We start from the raw sequence: 20,580 nt of genomic DNA, 5'->3' as shown, positions 1-20,580 counted from the left end.
CGACGCCGCACGCCGCCAGAAGCGCGCGTGTATGCAGTTTCCGGCCACTTCCCGCGTCGCTTCACAGCCGCTCCTTGTCGCCAAGGAGCGAGGCCGAGCGACCGGCCAGCGAAATCGAGCACCAATTGAGCCCCAGCCGCGGCCCGCAGCACTCCTCCACGCCCGCACCGGATGCCGCCGCACCGAATGCCGCGGAACCGCACGGTCACCACGACCACGCCAACCCGCCGGAGGAAACCCCCTTCGAACACATCGAAGACGCCCTGAGCGTGCACGAAGACGACGCCCTGCACAAGGGGCTCAAGTCTCGCCACGTGCAGATGATCGCAATCGGCGGCGCGATCGGCACCGGCCTGTTCCTCGGCGCGGGCGGACGCCTCGCGAGCGCCGGCCCGGCCCTCGTGTTCGTCTACGCGATCTGCGGTTTCTTCGCCTTTCTCATTCTGCGGGCGCTCGGCGAACTGGTGCTGCACCGCCCGAGTTCGGGCTCCTTCGTGTCGTACGCGCGCGAGTTCTTCGGTGAGAAGACGGCGTTTGTGACCGGCTGGCTGTACTGGCTCAACTGGGCCATGACCGCCATCGTCGACGTCACCGCGGTCGCCCTGTACATGAACTTCTTCGCGACCTACTGGGCGCCGTTCGGCTCGATACCGCAGTGGCTGTACGCCCTCGCCGCGCTCGCCCTCGTGATGTTTCTCAACCTGCTCTCGGTCAAGGTCTTCGGCGAGATGGAGTTCTGGTTCGCGCTCATCAAGGTGCTCGCGATCGTGGCGTTTCTCATCGTGGGCACCTGGATGGTGATCTTCGGCACGCCGCTCGACGGCGCCGTGACCGGGTTCGCGCTGATCGGCGAGAACGGCGGCTGGTTGCCCAACGGGCTGATCGCATCCGTTCTCGTCGTGCAGGGCGTCGTGTTCGCCTACGCCTCGATCGAACTCGTCGGCACGACGGCCGGCGAGACAGAGAACCCCGAGAAGGTCATGCCGAAGGCCATCAACACGGTCATCATTCGCATCGCGGTGTTCTACGTCGGGTCGATTCTGTTGCTCTCGCTGTTGTTGCCGTACACGGCATACAAGGCCGGTGAGAGCCCCTTCGTCACGTTCTTCGGCACGATCGGCATCGAGGGCGTCGACGTGATCATGAACCTGGTCGTGCTGACCGCGGCGCTGTCCTCGCTCAACGCCGGCCTGTATTCCACCGGGCGCATACTTCGGTCGATGTCTCTCGCCGGCTCGGCACCGCGCTTCGCCGGCAAGATCAGCCGCCGAGGAGTGCCCTTCGGCGGTATCCTGCTGACCGGCGTCGTGACGCTGCTCGGCGTTGGCCTCAACGCGATCGTTCCCGATGAGGCCTTCGAAATCGTGCTCAACATGGCCGCGATCGGCATCGTCAGCGCGTGGGGAATGATCGTGCTGTGCCAGTTGCGACTGCAGGCCTGGGCGAAACGCGGCATTCTGGTGCGGCCGGTGTTCCGGATGCCGTGGGCCCCGTACTCGGGCTACGTCACCCTCGTCTTTCTGGTCGGAGTGCTCGTGCTGATGGCGTTCGACTGGCCGGTCGGCACCCTCACGATCAGCTCGCTCGTGCTCATCATTCCGGGGCTGATGGCGGGCTGGTACGCCTGCCGCGGGCGTATTTTCGAGATCGCGGCCGCGCGCGACGGCTTCACCGGTCACGTGCCGGTCGTCGCCAACCGGCCGCTCTCCGACCGCCCGCGCGACTGACCCGACGCTGTTCGCGCACAGGACGAGCAGCGCGTGGCTAGGCGGGGCCGAGGATGAGCGTGAGCGCGGCGTCGAAGTCCACGGACATATCGATGTCGTCCCTCGCGTGCATCCATTGCAGCTGCAGGCCGTCGCTGACCGCGATCACGATTCGTGCGACCTGCGCCGGATCGAGGTCGGCGCGCGCCGTGCCGAGGCTCTGCCGCTGCTGCACGCTCGCCGCGATGCGCGCCGCTACCAGCTCGTAGCGCTCGGAAATATAGTCGTGCGCGGGGTGCTGCGGGTCCTCAGCCTCGACGACCACTCTGGAGTACAGCTGCACCATGCCGGGGACCGACGCATTGAGGCGGATGGCTCGGCTCAGCAGGGTCAGCATGTCGTCCTCTCGGTCGCCCGCTCCGGCCCGCGCCTCCTGGGCCAACTGCACGGCGTCGTGGTCGTCCCTGCCCTGAAGCACCTGCGTGATGAGGTCTTCGCGGGATTCGAAGTAGTGCAGCACGCCCGCCTTGGTCAGGCCGACGGCATCCGCCACGTCCTGCAGGGTTGAATTGCGGTACCCGGACTCCGCGATGAGTTGCAACGCGGCGGCCAGAATCTCGCGGCGTTTGGCCTCGCCCTTGGCGTAACGGCGGGCGGGAACGGCGTTGCTCATGGGTTCACCGTAGCAGTGCTGACAATACCTACCATTGGTTGGGATTGGGTGCTACGCTACAGCTGTTGCCGCCAATGAGGGTGGCTCGGACTGCTCGGAGGCATCGTGGCCAGAAACGTCAGTAACACGCTCGGAACTACCCCAGGCGCCGCAGATTCGGCCGACTCGGGGCCCACTTCGCCTGCCGCCCCCGCGGCCGGCACGCGTCGCCCCGCCGGTACCCTGCGGGCAGAAGTCGGCATGCCGATCGCGATGGTGGGGCTCTTCATCGCCCTGCTCCCCCCGGTCATCGTCTCGATGGCCCTCAAGATCAACGAAATCACCCCCGAGACGAGCGCCGCGAGCCTCGGAATCGTGCTCGGCGTCGGAGCCCTGTTGGCCATGATCGTGAACCCCCTCGCCGGCCGGCTCTCCGACCGCACCCGCGGCCGCTTCGGCATGCGCCGCCCCTGGATCATCGCCGGCGTTCTCGTGGGCTACCTGGCCCTGATCGTGATCTCGAGCGCGACGACCGTCACCGGCGTCGTCGCGGGATGGGCGCTGGCCCAGACCGGATTCAATGCCGCCCTGGCCGGCGTGATCGCGACCATGGCCGACACTGCCCGCCCGAAGTACCGCGGCCGCGTCGCCGCCGCCGTCGGCGTCGCCCAGAACGGCTCGCTCGTGCTCGGCGTGTTCATCGTGCAGCTCTTCTCCTCGACCTCGCTGCAGATGCTGGTGCCGGGCGCTGTCGGCTGCGCCATCGTGATTGGCTGGGCGCTCATCATGAAGGACCGCGTGCGGCTCGACAAGCCCGTGGACAGCTTCGGGGTAAAAGAATTCCTCGGATCTTTCGCCTTCAACCCGCGCAGCAACCCCGACTTCGGCTGGGCCTGGCTGACTCGCTTTCTGCTGACCGGCGCCGCCGCGACCGCAACCACGTACCTCACCTTTTTTCTCATCGCCAACCTCGGCGAGACCGCCGAAACCGTCGCCACCCAGGTCTTTTACGCGACCCTGTTCTACACGGTCGGCGTGCTGTCCACGACCTTCGTGGCCGGCTGGCTCAGTGACCGCCTCGGCAAGCGCAAAATCTTCGTGCTCGTCGCCGCCCTCGTCGCCGTCGTCGGGCTCTCCACGATCGCCTTCGCCCCGAGCCTCGCGGTCGTCTTCGCCGGCGAACTGATTCTCGGAGCCGGCATGGGTGCCTTCTACGCCGTCGACCTCGCACTGATCACCGACGTGCTGCCCTCCTCGGAAGACAACGGCAAGGACCTCGGCGTCGTCAACATCGCCCAGGCCCTGCCGCAGTCCCTCGTACCCGTCGCCGCCCCCGGCGTCATCGCCCTCGCCGGGTACCCCGGCCTGTTTCTCGGCGGCGCCGTCGTCGGCCTGTTCGGAGTGCTCGCGGTGTCCCGGGTCAAGGGCGTCAAGTAGCGGATGCCCCGCTTCCGTTTCCGAAACCGCTCACTTCACGTTCTTCCACACGCGATTTCCCGCTCGCAACTCGTCCCGCACGCAACCGAAAGCGACCCCTCATGACTGACCTCACGACCAACATCTCAACCAACACGTCAACCAGCACGTCAACCAGCACCGGCACCTACAGTTCCGCCGCCGAGACGGCCCGGCTCACCGAGCTGCTGGCCCGCCTCTCCCTCGACGAGAAGGTGCAGCTGCTCACCGGCCGCGACTTCTGGACCACCTACCCGATAGAGAAGATCGGCCTGCGCCGCCTGCTCGTCTCCGACGGTCCGAGCGGCGTACGCGGCGAGGTCTGGGATGAGCGCTCCCCCTCGCTCAACTTTCCCTCGGCAACTGCCCTCTCGTCGTCGTGGGACACCGGGATCGCTGCCCGCTATGGCGCGGCATCCGCCGTCGAAGCCCGCCGCAAGGGCGTCGACGTCATTCTCGGCCCGACCATCAACCTGCACCGCTCGCCGCTGGGCGGCCGCCACTTCGAGGGCTTCAGCGAAGACCCGATCCTGACCGCCGAACTGGCCGCCGCCTATGTCAACGGCGCGCAGTCCAACGGTGTCGGCGCCACCCCCAAGCACTACGTGGCCAACGACTACGAGACCGAGCGCTTCACCGCGAGCACCGAGGTCAGCGACCGCGCCCTGCGCGAGCTGTACCTGCTCGCCTTCGAAAAGGCCATCACCGACTCCCACGCCTGGCTCGTTATGAGCTCCTACAACTCGATCAACGGCGTCACCGCGACCAAGAACGACCTGCTCGAGACCCCGCTCAACTCCGAATGGGGCTTCGACGGCGTCGTGATCAGCGACTGGACCGGCGTGCGCAGCGTCGACGCCGCCAACGCCTCGCAGGACCTCGCGATGCCCGGCCCCGCCGGCGCCTGGGGCCCGGCACTGCTCGCCGCCGTGACTGATGGCCGAGTGCCCGAGGCCAACATCGACCGCAAGGTGCTGCGACTCTTACGCCTCGCCGCCCGCGTCGGCGCCCTTGAAGGCTTCGACGCCGTGCATGCCGCCCCCGGCACCGTCGAAGACGGCATCGCCTTCGCCCGCACGGCGAGTGCCGCGGGAAGTGTGCTGCTGCGCAACGCGAGCCTGACGAACGGTCCCTCGACCGGGACCCCGGCGCTGCCGCTCGCGGCGGATGCGCTCACCCGCGTCGCCGTGATCGGCCACAACGCCCTGCACGCACGCACCCAGGGCGGTGGCAGCGCGACCGTGCTGCCCGAGAAGATCGTCACCCCGATCGACGGCATTCGCGCGGCCCTGCCGAACGCGCAGGTCACCTACTCGGTCGGCGCGGTCGTGCAGAAGGGCATTGCCGAACTGCCGCTCGCGAGCATTAAGAACCCCGCTACCGGAACACCCGGCATGCTCGTGCGGTTTCTCGACTCCGAGCGCGACGAAATGTTCCGCGAAGACCGCCGGGCGACGGCGCTCACCTACTTCGGCGGCGACGCCCCCGTCGATGACGCGAACGTGCTCGAGATGTCGGTCGTCTGGACCCCGGACGTGACCGCAACCGTGCACTTCGGCTTCGCGGCGGTCGGCCACGGCCGCATCTTCGCCGACGGCAGGCTCGTCGCAGAACAGACCGCGCTCGCGGTCGGCCTCGACCTCGGCGCGAGCATGCTGACCCCGCCCTCGGTCACCGCCGAACTCGCCGTGACGGCCGGAACGCCGGTCACCCTGATGGTGGAATTCGACCTGGAATCACGCGACACGAGCTTCGCCGGGGTGCTCGGCATCTCGATCGGCCTCGAAGCCGACATCTCCCGCCCCGACGAGCTCATCGCGGAAGCCGTCGAGGCCGCCCGCGCCGCAGACGTCGCGATCATCGTCGTCGGCACCAACGCCCAGGTCGAATCGGAGGGCTTCGACCGCGAGAACCTCGACCTGCCCGGCCGACAGGACGACCTGGTACGCGCCGTCGCCGCCGTCAACCCGCGCACGATCGTGATCGTGAACTCCGGATCGCCGGTTCTGCTGCCCTGGCGTGACGCCGTGCAGGGCATCCTGCTCACCTATTTCGGCGGCCAGGAATACGGCAATGCCCTCGCCGACATGCTGTTCGGCACGGTCGAACCGGGCGGGCGCCTGCCCACCACCTGGCCCGTCACCCTCGACGACGTACCGGTGCTGAACGTGACCCCGGCTGACGGTGTGCTGCGCTACGACGAGGGAATCCACATCGGTTACCGCGCCTGGCTGAAGGCGGCCCGCGTGCCGGCCTACGAGTTCGGCTTCGGCCTCGGGTACACCGATTGGGAGCTCGCCGATCTGCGGGTGGCGCCGACGATTGATGTTGCTGCTGCTGCTGCTGCTGCTGCGCATGCTGGTGGCGCAGCGGATGCCGCGGCATCCGTCACCCTGACGCTCACCAACACCGGTGCGCGCGCCGGCAAACAGGTCGTGCAGGTGTACCTCAGCCGTGCCGACAGCGCGATCGACCGGCCGGTGCGCTGGCTCGCGGGCTTCACCGCCGTGACGCTCGACGCCGGGCAGTCCACGCTCGTGAGCGTGCCGCTGCCGGTGCGGGCCTTCGCCGACTGGAACGAGGGCTGGAACTACGAGGCGGGCGCCTTTCAGGTGCACGTCGGCACCTCGGTCGGCGCGACCCCGCTCGAGGCCTCGATCGAGCTCCTGCGCTCGTAATAGCCCCGCCCGCTCCCGCGCCTGCGCCCAAACCGCGCCCAAACTGCGCCCAAACCGCGCCCAAACCGCGCCCAATCCCGCGAGAGCGGGTGATTCGTCGTTCTGACCGCGTCAGACCGACAATTCACCCGCTCTCGCGGGAGGGGTGTCCACGCGGGAGCGCTGGTGCGTCAGGCGGTCGGTGACGATCACGAGCACGAGGGCCACCAGCAGCAGGCCCACGTAGACGAACGGCACCGCCTCGAGGCCGACGCCGTCGAGCAGCAGCGCGCCGAGCAGCGCCCCGCCGCCGATGCCGGCGTTGAACGCGGTGGTATAGAAGGCACTCGCGGTGTCGCGAATCTGCGGCGACGCGGCGTGCAGCATCCGGGTTTGCAGCAGCGGGGGCAGCATGCCGAACGCCATTCCCCAGAGCACGAAGGCGGCAAGTGCGACCGGCAGGGTCGCGGTGAAAACCGCGAGCAGCGTCACGCTGAGGGCGCTGACGGCGAGCCCGAGAATCAGGCCAAGGCTCGGCCGCGGGCCGAAGACCGTGCCGACGAGCAGCAGGCCGACCGCGCCGGCGACTCCGTAGGCGAAGAGCAGCGGGGCGATGAGGCCCAGGTCGACGCCCAGGCCGTCGAGCAGGAACGGTGCGATGTAGGTGTAAAAACTGTAGTGGCCAATCATCGTGATGCCCGTGATGGTGCAGATCAGCACCACCGCCGGAACGGTCGCGTCCCGCGGTTGCCTGATTTTCGCGCCGCCCTGCCCGGACGCTTTCCCGGCAGCTTTCCCGGCAGCTTTCCCGGCAGCGGATGCCGGCGCACCGGTCGAATAGCGCGCGACGGGAGGCAGAAACTTCCAGACCAGTACGGCGCCGACGAGCATCAAAGCGGCGAGCACGACAAACGACAGCCGCCAGCCGAGCAGGTGGCCGCCGGCGGTGCCGAGCGGCACCCCGAAGACGAAGGCGAGCGTGCCCCCGGCGACGGTGATCGACACGGCCCGGCCGATCTGCTTCTTCGGCACCAGGTGCCCGGCGTAGGCGCCGACGACCGACCAGAACAGCCCGTGCGCGACGCCGCCGAGCACCCGCGCGGCGACGACAAGCTCGTAGGTCGGCGCAATCGCGGTGAGGATGTTGCTGATCGCGAAGATCACGAGTACGACGATGATGAGACCGTGGCGAGGAAACCGGCGGGTCCAGATCGCGACCGGGGCGCTCGTGAGCACGACCGTGAAGGCGAACCAGGACACGAGCAGCCCGATCTGGCTCTCGGCGACGCCCAGGCTGCGGCTCATCTCGGGCAGCAGGCCGGTCGGCAGCATTTCACTCGTCACCGAGAGAAAGACGGCCGCGGCGAGGGTGATGAGGCCGACCCACGGAAACGGCGGGTCGGTTTTGTCGGGGGGTGTTCCGGGAATGACACGGATCGCCCCGGTGGGCAAGAAGATACTGGCGGTATTGGTCATGGCTGCATTCGCACTATTCGCACTGGGAAGTCGAAGCAGAGCCCGGTGGGACCATTCACACCGAGATCGAGGCCACTCGACTGCGCGCCGGCGTGCGCGCCCGGGGCCGACTTGTTCAGCACGACCAACACGGAGTCTACCCCGACCACCCACGCGGTCAAGGTGTGCGGATGGGGCGAGCGCGCGCATCCGTCGCCCGGCCCGGCATCGGGCCCGGGGGCGCGGCGGGTATTCTGGGCGGATGACTTCTTCCGCCCCGCATCACTGGGTGATCACCCTCGTCTGTGCCGACCAGCCCGGAATCGTGCACGCCATCACCGGCGCGATCGTGCAGGCACAGGGAAACATTCTCGAGAGCCAGCAGTTCTCCAGCGACGATACCGGGCGCTTCTTCATGCGCCTGCAGGTCGAGTCGCCCGCCGCTCAGGCCGAACTGTCGGCCGTGCTCGCGCCGGTCATCGCCCGGTACGACATGGACGCCGTCGTCGACGTCGTCGGCCGTCCGCTGCGCACCCTCGTGCTCGCGTCGACCGCCGGCCACTGCGTCAACGACCTGCTCTTTCGCCAGCGCGGCGGACAGCTGCCGATCGAGGTGCCGCTCGTGCTCAGCAACCACGGCACCCTGCGCGACCTCGTCGGCTTCTACAGCGTGCCCTTCGAATCGCGCCCGATCACGGATGCCGCGAGCAAGGCCGCCTTCGAGGCCCGCGTTCTGCAGGCGGTCGAGCAGCACGACATCGAACTCGTCGTGCTCGCCCGCTACATGCAAATTCTCTCCCCCGAGCTCTGCGACGCGCTCGCGGGCCGGGCCATCAACATCCACCACTCGTTCCTGCCCGGTTTCAAGGGCGCCAATCCCTACCGGCAGGCGCATGCCCGCGGGGTGAAGCTGATCGGCGCGACCGCACACTTCGTGACCGGCGAGCTCGACGAGGGCCCGATCATCGAGCAGAATGTCGTGCGGGTCGACCACTCGCGCACCCCCGCGGAGCTCGTCGCGATCGGCCAGGACGAAGAGAGCCGCACCCTGACGACCGCGGTGAAGTGGTTCGCCGAGAACCGCGTGCTGGTCGACGGCATCCGCACGATCATCTTCAAGTAGCGGACCCGCGGCTCTGCAGGTCGGCCCGCCCGGTTTCGACCGGCGCGCTTCGCGCGCCGGCTCAACCAGCGTGCTGGAAATCCGCTGGTTGAGCCGGGAGCGTGCGACCGGTCGAAACCAGGCGAGGCGACCTCCAGACTCTAGGGGGGCCCGCCCGGTTTCGACCGGCGCGCTCTGCGCGCCGGCTCAACCAGCGAGGGGGAAATTCGCTGGTTGAGCCTGCGCGCGAAGCGCGCTGGTCGAAACCAGGCGAGGCGACCTCCAGGCTGCGGGAGGACCAGCCGCCGGTCGCTAAGATTGACGGGTGACAAATACCAGCGCAACGCCCCAGGTCGGCCCCAACGACATCCTTCGGCTCGTGCTCGAACTGTTCGCCTTCGTCACCCTCGCTCTGTGGGGCTTTCTCGGCTGGCCGCTGCCGTGGCCGGGTGTGCTCATCGGCATTGCCGCGCCGGCCTTCGCCATTGTGCTGTGGGCGCTGTTCCGTTCTCCGAAGGCTGTCTTCAGGCTCGACCCCTTCGGCAAGGCCCTGATCGAGATCTGCGTCTTCGGCGCGGCCGCCCTCGCCTGGTGGGACCTGAGCCTGGCCCCGGTCGGCATCGTGTTCGCGATTATTGCCACGGTCAGCGGTGTGCTCTCCGGCCGCAAAGAGCTCTCGAACTAGCGACGCTCAGCGGGCAAGCCAGCCCTGGGCCGCGTAGACGTCGGCCTCGGTGACCCCGTGGCCGCCGGTACGCCGCACCTGCTGCACGGCGGCGCCGCGGGCCTCGAGTTCGGCCGCGAGCGCGTCGACGCTCGCGAGCGGTGCCATCGGGTCGCTCTCGCCGTTCAGCAACAGCACGCTCGTGGCGTTCAGATCGGTGTCCGCCACGCGGCCGGGCAGCGGATGCATGCCCGAGAACGCGATCACGTGCGGCACGGTCGACGGATGCCGCAGCGCCGTCGCGAGGGCCACGTTCGCGCCGTTCGAGAATCCGACGGCGACGAGGTTCAGCCCGCCGAGTTCGTAGTGCGCCCGAGCCGCGGTCACGAAGTCCGCCAGCTCGTCGGAGCGCAGCTCGACATCGTCGAGGTCGAAGACGCCCTCGGCGAGGCGGCGGAACCAGCGGTTCATGCCGATCTCGGTGACACGTCCGCGCGGGGAGAGCACCGTGGCCTGGGGGTCGAGGGCGTCGGCGAGCCCGAGCAGATCGTGCTCGGTGCCGCCGGTTCCGTGCAGCATCAGCAGCACGGGGTGGCCAGCCACTCCCTGCCGGTAGGCGTGCGGCCAGGCCGCGACGAGCGCGGCGGCGGCCGGGTCGGGGCCGGGCGCCGCGGCATCCGTCCCGACGGTGCCGGTGTCGGTGCCGGTGCCGGTGTCGGTGCCGGTGCGGCTGTCGGTGCCGGTGTCGGTGTCGGTGCCGGTGCCGGTGGAGTCGGCACTCGCGGTCATGCGCGGCCTCAGACGCCCGCGACGAGCGCGGGGTTGTTCTCGGCCGGAACGGTGATCGGCACGACGGAGTGCTCGATGGCCTCGCGGCTCGGCTCGAGCCACGGCGGCAACTTCAGCGAGCGACCCAGTTCCAGCAGCGGTTCGTCAATGTCGAAGCCGGGGGTGTCGGTGGCGATCTCGAACAGCACGCCGCCGGGCTCGCGGAAGTAGATCGAGGTGAAGTAGTCACGGTCGAGGATCTCCGTCACGCCGTAGCCGCGCTCGACGAGTTCCTGACGCCACTCTGCCTGCGTGGCCCGGTCGGGTACCCGGAAGGCGACGTGGTGTACCGTGCCGCCGGCGGTGAGGCCGGCCTGTCCGGTTGGGTCGGCGATCACATCGACGAGCGCGCCGGGATCGCCGTCGCCGGCACCCACCCGGGTGCGGTTGCCCTCTTCGGAGATGACGTGCATGCCGAGGTCGCGGGTGAGTACCTGCAGTGTGCCGGTCGGGTCGGCGACGGTCAGCACCGAGGAGTGCTGCCCGCGCACGGCGTACTCGGCGGGAACGGATGCCGAATCCCACGGATCGCGCGGATCCACCGTCGACGAGGCCACGAGATCGAGGCCGAGGCCGTCGGGGTCGCGAAGCGACAGGCGCTCCTCACTCGACGAGGTCGAGGTGATGGCTGAGTCGACGCCGAGGTCGGCGAAGTGCTTCTGCCACCAGCCGAGGCTGCCGGCCGGCACCGAGAAGGCGGTGCTCGTGGACTGCCCGACGCCGTGCACGCCCGTGCGCACACCGGCCCAGGGGAAGAACGTCAGCAGCGAGCCGGGGCGGCCGGAGTCATCGCCGTAGTAGAGGTGGTACGTGCCCGGGTCGTCGAAGTTCACGGTGCGCTTGACCAGGCGCAGGCCGAGTCCGGTGACGTAGAAGTCGATGTTGCGCTGGGGAGCGCCGGCGATGGCGGTGACGTGGTGGAGTCCGGAGGTGAGGACGGTCATGGAGGGCCCTTCTGAAGTATGCGGTGACGCCCAGCCTAGGCGATATCTATGCGAACGCATGATTCACTCGGGGTATTCCCGGTTGGGGGTCACGAGCGCGCCCGATACGGGTGGCCGCTACGGTAACGGCCGTAGCGCTTACCCGTTTCGGGCGCGATCATCGCCCAGAGCCGCCGCTCGAACCTCAGGACCGGCTCGACCGGGTCTCCCGGGGCATCCGCAGGGCGTAGCCGGCCGCGCCGAGTAGAAAGAGAGCGCCCACGAGAAACGCCGCCTGGTACGACACGGTGTCGACGAGCCAGCCCGCGACGAGCGGCCCGACGATCGCGCCGGCGTCGGCGAACATCGAGAACACGGCGACCGGACGCCCGCCGCGCGAGCCGGCCGCATCACCGAGGGCCGCGCCGGGCGCGGTTCCCATGAACGCGGCCGCCACGCCGTAGAGGCAGAGCAGGCCGCCCAGCACCCAGATGTTCGGCGCGAACGGCACTGCCATGATGACGACGGATGCCGCGGCGAACGCTCCGATGATGGCCGGCCGTCGCCCGACGGTGTCGATGAACCGGGCCGCGGGTGCCAGCGCGAGCGTCTGTGCGACCGCCGCGCAGGCGAAGGCGATGCCGGTCCAGGCGGTCGGGCCGCGCAGCACCTCGACGATGAGCACCGGAATGAGCGCGGCGCGCACGCCGAGCGAGGTCCAGCCCTGGGCGAAGTTGGCCAGGCACGCGGCGCGAAATCTCGGGTCGGCGAGCACCGTGCGAAAGGGCAGCGCGGCATCCGTCGCCGCGGTCGACGCGGCGGCACCGCGGGTCGGGCGCAGCATGATCACGCCGACGAGTCCGGCGACCGCGAGGGTGCCGGCGTAAAAGAAGAACGGCGCCGTCAGGGAGAGGGTCGCGAGCAGACCGCCAATGGCGGGGCCGGCCATGCCGCCGATCAGAAAGCCACCCTGGTAGAAGCCGAGGGCGCGGGCGCGCATGGTCGGCGACGTCGATGCGAGCAGCAGCGTCATCGCCGAGACCGAGAACATGGCCGACCCAATGCCGCCGGCGCCGCGCAGCAACAGCAGCTGCGGGTAGGTGTCGGCAAGTCCTGCGAGGCCGCTCGACACCGCAACAATGCCGATGCCCACCGCGAGGATCGTGCGCTCCCCCGCCCAGTCGATGAGCCGCGGAACGAACGGGCTCGCCACCAGTCGCATGAGCGCGAATGCGCTCAGCACGGCGCCGACCTCGAGGTAGCCCACGTCGAAGCTGCGCACGTAGACCGGCAAAACGGGTACGACCACGCCGAAGCCGACCATGACGAAGAATGCGATGACGCCGAGCACGTACACCTCGCGGGCGAGCCGGGGTTTCGGCAGCTTTCCGGAGGTCATCCGTTTAGCCTAAGCGCCCCCGGGCTAACCGAGTCGCAGGCGCACGCCCACGGTCGGGCTTGTATCCCCCGCCACCGTCGCGGTGCCCGCCCAGCTTGCGCTCACCCGGTGGGTTCCCGACTTCAGGTCGGGCAGGGTGAATCTCGCCCGGCCGCCACGACCGAGCTGCACGGTGAAGTCTCGGCCGCCGACCGTGACGATGACCGCACCGGTCTGGGGCACGTCGGCCTCGCCCGGCTTCGTGCTGACGACCCGAATGCGCGCGATGATCGTGCGGTCGACGGATGCCGCGCTGCGGTTCAGTGTCAGCGTCACCTTCGACACGGCCTTCACCCGCACACCGCTCGACACGGCGAGCGCCGGCGAGAACCCGTCGGCGGTCGCCGTGACCACCAGTGTGACGACGCGCCCGGCCACGGCATCCGTCACCCGGTAGCGCGACCCGGTCGCACCCGCGATGTCGACCCCGTCGGCCCGCCACCGGTACGCGAAGTCAAGGCCGGCCGGCTGCCACTCGCCGGCGCGGGCGCGCAACGTTCGGCCGACCTCCGGGGTGCCGCCGATGTTCGGCGGAGCGGAATTCATGGCGTTCGCGAGCGGCGGGGCACCCGGCTCGTCGGGGCTGCCCGGATCGGTCGGGGCTCCGGAACCCCCAGCGCCGTCCGGGGAGCCCGAGCCGGCGGAGCCGCCGGAGCTGGCGGAGCCGCCAGACCCCGCCCCGACCGTCACGACCGTGCTCACTCCGGTGGCCCCGTACTCAATTACCCCGAGGTAGGCGGCGCCGGCCTGCAGCCCGGCCCACGACAGGCCGACGTTCGCCGTGACCGCCGCCTCACCCGCCAGGGTCGAGGGGGTCGCGGTGAAGGTGCCGGCGCCCGATCCGCTCGGCACCGCGAAGCTCGTGAGCGTGAAGTCGCTGGCGCCCGAGTAGGCGGTGACGGCAATCAGATACGAGCCGCCGGGGGCGCCCGGAATGTCGACGTGTTCGTCGCTCGCGTCGCTCTGCGCGTCCCACATCACGGACTCCTCGCCGGGCCGGTCGAGAACGATGTTCAGGTCGAGGTCGGCGCCGTCGCCGATCGAGTCGAGGTCGAAGCGCACGAAACGGCTGCCGGCCGGCACCTCGACCCGGTAGCTGAACGCGTCTCCGGTCGCGGCCCGTCCGGTCACCGCACTCGCGGCGTCACCGGGATTCGGCACCCGCGCCCCGGCCGTGAGCCCGCTGAGGCTCAGCGACACCGGCCCGGTGACGCCGGGGGTGACGGGCACGCTCACCGATCCGGTCGGGCCGCTGCCGACGACGGATGCCGGAGCCGCCAGGTCGGAGACCTCGCCACCGGTTCCGGCGGCGACGGCGGCCGAGGTGAATGCACCGGACACGACCATCAACGCGGCGACGAGTGCTGCGGTCGGCGTGAGGCGGGCGGTGGTGAAACGAGCAGGTGTGAAGCGGGCAGGTGTGAAGCGGGAAGGTGTGAAACGGGCGGAGGTGAAACGGGGGCGGAGCAGGGACCTGACAACTGAACTCACGAGTGTTCCAATCGGGAGAACGGGCTCCCGACGGAAACCCACGTCTGGTGAATCTAGTCCATTCGCTCCCCCTCTTCTAGGGGCAGACTCAACATTCCCCTTCCCCTCGCCGCGAGAGCGGGTGAACCGTCGGTTTCAGCTGCTCAAACCGACGATTGACCCGCTCTCGCGACCTGGTGCGACCTGGTGCGACCTAGCGGCGCACCCTCAGGCTCGTGGCGCGGCTCTCGGCCGCGGCCTCGTCCGTGCTGCCGGCGTAGCTCGCCGTCACCGCGTACGTGCCCGCGGCCTCTGTGGCCACCCGCACCGTTCCCATACCCTTCTTATCGAGCGTGACCGGGTAGACCGCGTCACCGACCGTCACCGTGACCGGGCCGGTCACGGCTCCGTCAGAGGCGACCGACACCCGAGCGTCGACGCGGTCGCCGACCTTCACGCTGTTCTTACTCAGTGACACGCTCACCGTCGCGCCGAATTTCACCAGCACGCCGGCGGATGTCGCCTGCCCGGCCGGCAGCGCAGCGGCGGGTGGGGCCGTCGCGGTCACCACAACGGTGACGGTCTTGCCGCCGATCGACTTCGTCGGCTTGAACGTGGACTTCGTCGCGTTGCGAATGTCCGCGCCGTCCACCTGCCACTGGTAGCCAAACGTGAGGTCAGCGATGTTCCACTCCCCCGGGTTGGCCGTGAGGGTCTTGCCGACCTGCATGGTGCCCGTGATGCTCGGCACCACGGTGTTGACCGGCGCCTGCGGCTCGGGAGCCGGGCCCGATTCGACCGAGACGACGGTCGAGACCGCGGTGTCGCCGTAGCCGACGAGTCCGAGGTAGCCGGTCTCGGGTGCCAGACCGGCCCAGCCGAGCGTCACCGTCGATTCGAGGCCCTGCTCACCGGCGATCACGGCGGGGGTCGCCGTGAAGGCCCCCTCTCCGGCCGCGGCGAGCACCGAGTACGTGGTCACGTCGAACGCGGTCGTTCCGCTGTAGACGGATGCGACCACCTGGTAGAAGCCGGCGTCCGGGTCGACGAGGTCGATCAGCTCGGAGGCCGATCCCGTGGCCGATTGCCAGCCGGCGAGCGGCGTGCCGCCGTCACCGTCGAGCAGATAGACGATCAGATCGAGGTCGGCCGTCTGGTCGATCGAGTCGAGGTCGAAGCGAGCGACGCCGGTATCGGCGGGCACCTCGACCTGGTACGTGAACTCGTCACCGGCGGTGCCGCTGCCGGTGTTCGGGCTGCCCGGGTTGGCGCTGTCGGGCTGCTGCAGGCCGGCCGCAAGACCGCGCAGGTTCACCGCGATGTCTCCGGTCGAGCCGGGGGTGACGGCCACGTCGACGCTGCCGTCGATGCCGGTCCCGCTGACGGTCGCAGGGGCCACGAGAGCGACCGGCTGCACGGCGATCGCACTGTGCACGACCGTTCCGGAGCCGCTTACCCAATTGAGCGAGCCGGTGCTGAACTGGTCGAGCGGGGCATCCGTTCTGCTGAATGTCACGCTGTAACTCTGCGATTCACCGGCGGCACCGAAGGTCATGGTCGCCGGCGAGACGACCGCGTTGATTCCCGGTACCGTGACCGGCTGGGCGGTGAAGGTGCCGGCGGCCGTCGCGGTCACCGTACGGGTGACCGTTTCGGGCGCGGTGAGCGACCCGATCGCGATGGACGCAAGGTTGAGGTTGCTCGCGTCTACGGCCACGGCGCCGACCTCATAGCCGATGCCCTGAATGTAGGAATACCAGTCGGTGGTGCCGTTGAGGTAGAGCAGGCCGGGTTCGAAGAACTTGGTCGGGTCGACGTGACCTGAGCCCTGAGTGAAGGGGTCGGTGACCGGCTCGCCGGCGGCATTCACGGTGTCATATGCGCTCGTCATCATGGCCGACTTGATTTCGGCCGGTGTCGCCGTGGGGCGCTCGCCCAGGTAGAGGGCGGCGAGGCCCGCGATCTGCGGGCTCGACATCGACGTTCCTGAGATGAACTGCCAAGTCGGCGCCTCGCCCTCGGCGTTGGCGCCGTCGGCAAGAATCGCTACCCCGGGCGCGGTGATGTCGGGCTTCAGAATGTCGCTGCCGTCGGCCTGCACCGGGCCGCGCGACGAGAATCCGGCGACCACGGGGGTCGGCGGGGTCTCGGCGGTCGAGTTGCCGGGGGTGAAGGTCGCGGTCGCACCGGTCGTGCCGGCGTAGGCGTACGCGGCGTCCCAGTACTGGCCATCGAGGTGCACGGTCGGAACCGAGTGATTGTCGGTGTCGATCGAACTCGGTGCACGGTTGACGAGCAGCATGCCCGTGCCGCCGGCGCGCAGCACCTCGGCCGACTTGGCGGTGCGGTCGTAGACCCCGCGCTCACACAGCACGATGGCGCCGGCGACGAGCGCCGGATCGAGGGAGTCCGGCGCGCAGAGCAGCGCGTCGGGCAGGTCGGCACCGGCGACGGCGACGAGGTCGGCGCGCACGAGCGCACCGCTCAGCGGCGTGGCGCCCGGCGTGCGATCCACCGAAATGGATGCTCCGGCGTATCCGGCCCCATCGCCGAACGTGGCCGTGGCCTCATAGCCGGGAATGGTGCTCGCGGCGACCGTGGTGATCCACGGCGAGGCGTTGTCGAGTGTTGACGCGCCGGGGCCGGAGTTTCCGGCCGAGGCGGCGACGAAGATTCCGGCCGAGGCCGCTCCGAGAAAGGCCTGATCGGTCGGCGAGACAGTGGTTTCAGCGGCTCCGCCGCCGATCGAATAGTTGAGCACGTCGACGTTGTCCTGCACGGCCTGGTTGATACCGGCGAGCAGGTCGCTTGTGGCGCAACCATCATTGCCGACGCCGGGGACCGCGGTCCAGCAGACCTTGTAGGCGGCGATTTTCGCCGCCGGAGCCACACCGGAGATCAGTCCGTAGTCGAGGCCGTTGATCGTGGCCTGCACGCCGAAGTTGCCTCCGGCAGTGCTGCCGGTATGCGAGCCGTGGCCGTCACCGTCGCGCGGCGACAGGTATTCGCCGTCAGCGGTGCTGCCGATGTTGGCGGCACCGAACCCGGTGGCGAAGTAGCGCGCTCCGACGATTTTGGTGCTGCAATCGTCGCTCGCAAACTGCACGCCGGCGGTGCAGGAGCCGGTGTACGTTCCGCCGTCACCCTTCTGGAAGGTGATCGTTTCGCCCACGAGGTAGGGGGCGGCGCCGGCCGCAGTGCCGAGGTCATCACCGGCGAAGGAGGGGTTTTCGGGGGCGATTCCGGTGTCGAGCACACCGATCACCGTGCCAGCGCCGGCCTCGGCAGTGCCGCCGAGGCCGGCCCAGACTCCGTCGTCGCCTTCGAGGCCGAGAAACTCGGTCGAGGAGACGGCGGTGACCTGCTTGAGTTCATCGGGCGTGATTGCCACGACGTCTTTCTGCGCCGACAGTTCGGCGGCCTGCGTGGCACTGAGGTCTGCGGCGAAGCCGTTGAGGGCGAGCGTGTACGAGTAGTCGATGTCGGCGTCGACGGATGCCGCGACTTTCTTCTGCTTGTCGCCCAGGTACTTGGAGTAGTCCTCTGACGCGCGACTCTGCGGGTCGAGTTTTGCTCCGTTGCCCGGCGCCGTACGGGCGAACCCGTTGACGCCGCCCTCGTAGGTGGCGACGGCCGGTTCGGCCAGGGTCACGATGAATCGGCCGGCGGTGAAGTCGATGGCGGGCCGCGCCGCGCCGCCAATGATGGTTTCGAGTCCGCTCGAGGCCGGCGCTGCGACGGCCGCAGCGCCGCCGACGAGAGTGGCTGCCGCGACGAGTGAGGCGGCGAGGGTGACGGCGGTGAGGTCGCGCAGGGTGCGGGTCGGGGGTCGGTGGTTCGGTGCTCTGAAGGTCGGTGCTCTGAATGTCGGTGCTCTGAAGGTCGGTGGTCTGAAGAAGGAGCTCACGTAGTAGTCCGTTCTGAGGTGTCTGTTCAGTTGTTTGCCAGTCGTGTGGTGACCGACGGTCCTGCCCCAATATGGGGCACAGCAGTGTGCTGAACATAGCGCACAACATCACCCCCTCACTAGGGGCAAAATGCCAAGTCGTGCATGCCGAAGACAGGCAAGTGCACGGCCTTAGTCGCCGTGCACCGACCTGTCCATGCCTCTTTTCGAGGGCTACGCGCCAGGACTACCGGGTGACGCGCAACCGTTCGACGCCGCTCGTCGACCCCGCGACGAGGTCGCTGCCGGCGTAGTTCGCGCCGACCCGATACCCCCCGCGAGCCAGGTCGGTGAGCGTCAATTGGCCGTAGCCGCGGGCGTTGAGCGTCACGTCATAGCGCGCGTCGCCGACGCGAACTTCGACGGTTCCGGAGACCGGGCCCGCACTCTTCACCTTGACGCCGATCGTGACCTCATGGCCGGCGGGTACCGTCGACCGGCTCAGCCAGACCGAGGTCGCGGAGGTGTACTTCACAACAACCGGCGCGGCCGACGCCTGCGCCACTGCCCCCTCGGCGCTCTGTGCCGTGACGACGGCCGACAGCGCTGTGCCCAGGTCGGCATCCGTCACCCGATGGCGCGCCCTCGTCGCCCCGGCGATATCGACCCCATCGGACTGCCACTGGTAGCTGAACTCCAGGTCGGTGGTGTCCCACTCGCCGGTGCCGACGCGCAGGGCTCGGCCGACCTCGGCCTGGCCCGAAATCACCGGGGCCCCGAGGTTGATCGGGGTGGCCGGGGCGACGTCTTCGGTGGTGTCGATGCGCACGGTCGTGTATTGAGTGACCCCGGCATCGAAGGCGTAGCCGATGGCGGCCACATAGGCCGCGTTCGGGGCCAGCCCGCTCCAAGAATAGGTAAAGCTCGTGGGCACTCCGGCTTCGGCCGGCAGTACGGCCGGATCGATGACCTGCAGGCCAGCCGAGGAGGTCACCGTCGAACCGAAAGTGCGCAACACGAAGTCGGTGGCCGGTCCAAAGCTGCGCACGGCGACCCGGAATTCGTTGACCGAAGGCAGCACGAAGACTTCCTGGGCCTCGCTCGCGGTCGGGCCCGCCTCCACGGGGGTTCCGACCAGGCCGCCGACACCGTCGGCGCGAAAGACCAGCAGGTCAACGTCCGCCGCCGGATTCGAGAGCTCAATTTCGAAGCGGGACAGCACGAGAGAGGCCGGCAGCGTCACGAGGAACGACTGCTGATCGATTCCGCTGATCGAGCCCGTAATCGGACTCGCCGGATCAGCGGGATTCGCCACCTGCACGCCGGGGGCCAGGCCAGAGAAACTCAGCCTAACCTCGCCGCTGACGCCCGGCGTGACCGGCACGGTGATCGAACCGGATGTTCCGGTACCGGTCACGAGCGACGGCGCGACGAACGATTCAGCCGCGGGCGACATCGTCGGCTGCGTGGGCTCGGTCGTCGTGGGCTCGGTCGTGGCAGGCCCGGTCGTCGCAGGCCCGGTCGCCATAGGCTCGGTCATGGCAGGCCCGGGTATCGGTGTTGGTACCGGCGCGTGGCGGGAGGTATCGGGTGCCGCCTCGACCGCCTCGACCGCCTCGACCGCGTCGGCAGCTTCGGCAGCTTCGGCGGTCGGCGTTTCGGCGGCAACTACCGCGGCCGGCACCTCGGCGGGATTCTCGGCCGGCACCTCGGCGGCTGCGACCTCGGCGCCCGGAGTGGTCACGGCGGCAAGTGCGGCAGCATCCGCTTCGGGAGTCAGCACTTCGCTCATCGGCGGGGTGGGCAGGGGCTCATGGGCGGAGGCCCCGAGAGCGCCCACCGGGGCGAGCGCGGCGAAGAGGGCGACGGTGAGTGCCGCCGCGAGACCGCGGCGGCGCGGCAGTCGCGTTGGAGTGGCTACGGATCGATGGCGAGGAGCGGAGTGGGGCGCTGGCTGGTCTGGTCGATTCACGTTCGGATCCATTCTGGAGCGAAGCGCGCCGAAACCCGAGTGGGTTCCGCGTCGGGGAGACCATAGCCCGGGGCTGACCCCCGAACTAGGGCATGTCTCAAAGCGTGGCGTTGTTCCGGCGGGCCCTAACTCACGGGGCGGTTGGCGCGGTGGGTCTGTGCGGGCCGCCACGTCTGGCTCGGATCAATCCATGCGGGGCCGAGTACTTCGGGTTGTCCGTGGGTCATGCGGATCTGCCAGCCCGAGGTGTCGATGGCGTGATGATGTCGGTAACAGAGGCAGACCCCGTTGGCGACTTCGGTTTTGCCGCCCTGGGCGTAGCTTTTCACGTGGTGCAGTTCGGTCCAGTACGCCGGAATGTCGCAACCCGGG

At 69.1% G+C, this 20,580-nt stretch carries 14 protein-coding genes; 5 read left to right on the top strand and 9 right to left on the bottom strand.

Going from position 1 to position 20,580, the window contains the following annotated elements:
* The first annotated feature begins 251 nt into the window (after positions 1–251).
* Complete coding sequence (locus E3T55_RS13545) at positions 252–1,727, top strand: amino acid permease (protein WP_241993065.1); 1,476 nt, start codon at positions 252–254, stop codon at positions 1,725–1,727.
* A 37-nt stretch (positions 1,728–1,764) separates the two neighbouring features.
* Here the strand turns inward: E3T55_RS13545 and E3T55_RS13540 are convergent, their stop codons facing one another.
* On the bottom strand, positions 1,765–2,379 hold the full coding sequence (locus E3T55_RS13540) for a TetR/AcrR family transcriptional regulator (protein ID WP_134520097.1): 615 nt from the start codon (positions 2,377–2,379) through the stop codon (positions 1,765–1,767).
* 240 nt (positions 2,380–2,619) lie between these two features.
* Here E3T55_RS13540 and E3T55_RS13535 point away from each other — a divergent pair, with 240 nt between their 5' ends.
* Positions 2,620–3,795 (top strand): MFS transporter, encoded by a 1,176-nt coding sequence (locus tag E3T55_RS13535; RefSeq protein WP_134520096.1) that lies wholly within the window; start codon positions 2,620–2,622, stop codon positions 3,793–3,795.
* A 101-nt stretch (positions 3,796–3,896) separates the two neighbouring features.
* Entirely contained in the window at positions 3,897–6,491 is a 2,595-nt protein-coding gene (locus tag E3T55_RS13530; RefSeq protein ID WP_134520095.1) for a beta-glucosidase family protein, read from the top strand.
* Between the two features lie 111 nt (positions 6,492–6,602).
* Here E3T55_RS13530 and E3T55_RS13525 read toward each other — a convergent pair whose 3' ends face one another.
* The gene (locus E3T55_RS13525) at positions 6,603–7,946 is read right to left on the bottom strand and encodes an MFS transporter (RefSeq protein WP_134520094.1); all 1,344 of its coding nucleotides are present in this window, start codon (positions 7,944–7,946) and stop codon (positions 6,603–6,605) included.
* Positions 7,947–8,187: 241 nt separating this feature from the next.
* Between E3T55_RS13525 and purU the strand changes: the two genes are divergently transcribed.
* Entirely contained in the window at positions 8,188–9,048 is an 861-nt protein-coding gene (gene purU, locus E3T55_RS13520) for a formyltetrahydrofolate deformylase (RefSeq protein ID WP_134520093.1), read from the top strand.
* A 304-nt stretch (positions 9,049–9,352) separates the two neighbouring features.
* Positions 9,353–9,712, top strand: a complete 360-nt coding sequence (locus E3T55_RS13515) for a YrdB family protein (protein ID WP_134520092.1) — start codon at positions 9,353–9,355, stop codon at positions 9,710–9,712.
* A 6-nt stretch (positions 9,713–9,718) separates the two neighbouring features.
* On the opposite strand, the gene E3T55_RS13510 is transcribed toward E3T55_RS13515, so the two are convergent.
* The 7 genes from E3T55_RS13510 to E3T55_RS20305 form a co-directional block, all read right to left on the bottom strand.
* Positions 9,719–10,480: an alpha/beta hydrolase gene (locus E3T55_RS13510; RefSeq protein ID WP_194092219.1), complete on the bottom strand. Its 762-nt coding sequence runs from the start codon at positions 10,478–10,480 to the stop codon at positions 9,719–9,721.
* Positions 10,481–10,488: 8 nt separating this feature from the next.
* Positions 10,489–11,463 (bottom strand): ring-cleaving dioxygenase, encoded by a 975-nt coding sequence (locus E3T55_RS13500; protein WP_134520090.1) that lies wholly within the window; start codon positions 11,461–11,463, stop codon positions 10,489–10,491.
* Between the two features lie 184 nt (positions 11,464–11,647).
* Positions 11,648–12,841 (bottom strand): MFS transporter, encoded by a 1,194-nt coding sequence (locus E3T55_RS13495; protein WP_134520089.1) that lies wholly within the window; start codon positions 12,839–12,841, stop codon positions 11,648–11,650.
* 24 nt (positions 12,842–12,865) lie between these two features.
* Positions 12,866–14,371 carry an Ig-like domain repeat protein gene (locus E3T55_RS13490; protein WP_134520088.1) on the bottom strand — a complete coding sequence of 502 codons (1,506 nt, stop codon included), beginning with the start codon at positions 14,369–14,371 and terminating at the stop codon, positions 12,866–12,868.
* A 193-nt stretch (positions 14,372–14,564) separates the two neighbouring features.
* A complete protein-coding gene (locus tag E3T55_RS13485; RefSeq protein WP_241993058.1) occupies positions 14,565–18,257 on the bottom strand; it encodes a S8 family serine peptidase in 3,693 nt (1,230 codons plus the stop codon).
* Positions 18,258–18,483: 226 nt separating this feature from the next.
* Positions 18,484–20,208 carry an Ig-like domain-containing protein gene (locus E3T55_RS13480; protein ID WP_166791790.1) on the bottom strand — a complete coding sequence of 575 codons (1,725 nt, stop codon included), beginning with the start codon at positions 20,206–20,208 and terminating at the stop codon, positions 18,484–18,486.
* 125 nt (positions 20,209–20,333) lie between these two features.
* On the bottom strand, positions 20,334–20,580 hold a 247-nt coding region (locus E3T55_RS20305), incomplete at its 5' end, for an HNH endonuclease signature motif containing protein (protein WP_166791789.1).

The sequence above is a fragment of the Cryobacterium frigoriphilum genome, from assembly GCF_004403305.1.
In the GTDB taxonomy this organism is placed as follows: Bacteria; Actinomycetota; Actinomycetes; order Actinomycetales; family Microbacteriaceae; genus Cryobacterium; species Cryobacterium frigoriphilum.
Note: the sequence above shows the minus strand (reverse complement) of the source record. Positions and strands in the feature narration are given on the sequence as shown.

What these genes read in the sequence shown, in the direction of transcription:
- E3T55_RS13540 (WP_134520097.1), bottom strand. Translation starts at nt 2,379, where the DNA reads ATGAGCAACGCCGTTCCCGCCCGCCGTTACGCCAAGGGCGAGGCCAAA.
- E3T55_RS13535 (WP_134520096.1), top strand. Translation starts at nt 2,620, where the DNA reads ATGCCGATCGCGATGGTGGGGCTCTTCATCGCCCTGCTCCCCCCGGTC.
- E3T55_RS13530 (WP_134520095.1), top strand. Translation starts at nt 3,897, where the DNA reads ATGACTGACCTCACGACCAACATCTCAACCAACACGTCAACCAGCACG.
- E3T55_RS13525 (WP_134520094.1), bottom strand. Translation starts at nt 7,946, where the DNA reads ATGACCAATACCGCCAGTATCTTCTTGCCCACCGGGGCGATCCGTGTC.
- purU (WP_134520093.1), top strand. Translation starts at nt 8,188, where the DNA reads ATGACTTCTTCCGCCCCGCATCACTGGGTGATCACCCTCGTCTGTGCC.
- E3T55_RS13510 (WP_194092219.1), bottom strand. Translation starts at nt 10,480, where the DNA reads ATGACCGCGAGTGCCGACTCCACCGGCACCGGCACCGACACCGACACC.
- E3T55_RS13500 (WP_134520090.1), bottom strand. Translation starts at nt 11,463, where the DNA reads ATGACCGTCCTCACCTCCGGACTCCACCACGTCACCGCCATCGCCGGC.
- E3T55_RS13495 (WP_134520089.1), bottom strand. Translation starts at nt 12,841, where the DNA reads ATGACCTCCGGAAAGCTGCCGAAACCCCGGCTCGCCCGCGAGGTGTAC.